This window comes from Mesorhizobium sp. M0437 (assembly GCF_040321335.1).
In the GTDB taxonomy this organism is placed as follows: domain Bacteria; phylum Pseudomonadota; class Alphaproteobacteria; order Rhizobiales; family Rhizobiaceae; genus Mesorhizobium.
Genome location: NZ_JAMYRK010000222.1, coordinates 1 through 1,116, shown reverse-complemented (window position 1 = coordinate 1,116; position 1,116 = coordinate 1). Strand labels below are relative to the sequence as shown.

The following is a 1,116-nucleotide window of genomic DNA, read 5'->3' as shown; positions in this document are numbered from 1 at the left end:
CTCAGCAAAACGATCCGCCATGTCAGGTCCGCCGTCGCATCGGTCGAGCGCACCGGCGAGGGCTACCGTCTGATCCTCGCTGATGGCGGGACGCTCGCTGCCGACGCCGTGGTGATTGCGACGACGCATCCGCCGCCGGCCTTGCCGATGCCCCTGAAGTCCGTGGCTGGCACAGCCGGGCTGGTGGCCAATCCCTATGATCTCGAGAGGCTGGAAGCGATCGGCCGCGACGACCGTGTCCTGGTCGTTGGCACCGGACTGACGTCGGCGGACGTGATTGCGACCCTCGACCGCAAGGGGCATCGTGGCCACATTGTCGCGCTGTCACGTCATGGCTATCGCTCGCGCAGCCACGCCTCGATACCGGCCGATCCAGTCGGTGATTTCACGACCCTTCCTTCACGCAGCGCAACGGCACTGTTCAAGCGCATCCGGGCCACGATTCTTGATGCCAAGCGTCAGGGCGAAGACTGGCACCCGGTGCTCGATGCCGTCCGGCGTCAGGGACAGGCCATCTGGCAGGCCTTGCCGCTAGCCGAGCAGCGCCAGGTTGTGCGTCATCTTCGCGCGCTGTGGGATGTGCATCGCTTCCGCGTTGCGCCACAGATCGCGGCCGTGCTCGATCGCCGCGCTGCCGAGGGCAGGCTTTCCTATCGCGCCGCATCGATTGTCGGCGCCGAACAGGTAGACGGATGCATTCGCGTCAGGCAGCGGCTGCGTGGCCAACGCAGCCTCGTTGTCGATGCTTTCGACAGTGTGATCGTGACGACCGGACCGGCGCACGCCGATATCTTGCGGACCAACACGGCGATTGCGGCGCTCGCGCGGATGGGATTGGTCCGGCTCGATCCGATTGGTCTTGGTTTGGATACCGACAGCCAAGGCCGTGCGGTCGGCACATCCGGGCGCCCGACCGATAGCATTTTCGTCAGCGGGCCACTGGCGCGAGGCAGCGTCGGCGAACTGATGGGAATTCCCGAAGTCACCGCACATGCCGAGCGCATCGCCGCCGAAATTCACCAATGGTTGGGATACCAAACGGCGTTGCGTCGCAAGGCGTCGTGAAGCTGCAAACACGATGAGGCTATCCAGATGACACTGACCGAACGCGTTCCC

Annotated in this window: 1 protein-coding gene; it reads left to right on the top strand. The window is 64.9% G+C overall.

The window, feature by feature from the left end:
• A partial coding sequence (locus NKI72_RS35100; RefSeq protein ID WP_352852263.1) for an FAD/NAD(P)-binding protein occupies positions 1–1,065 on the top strand: 1,065 nt, incomplete at its 5' end.
• Between the last annotated feature and the right edge of the window lie 51 nt (positions 1,066–1,116).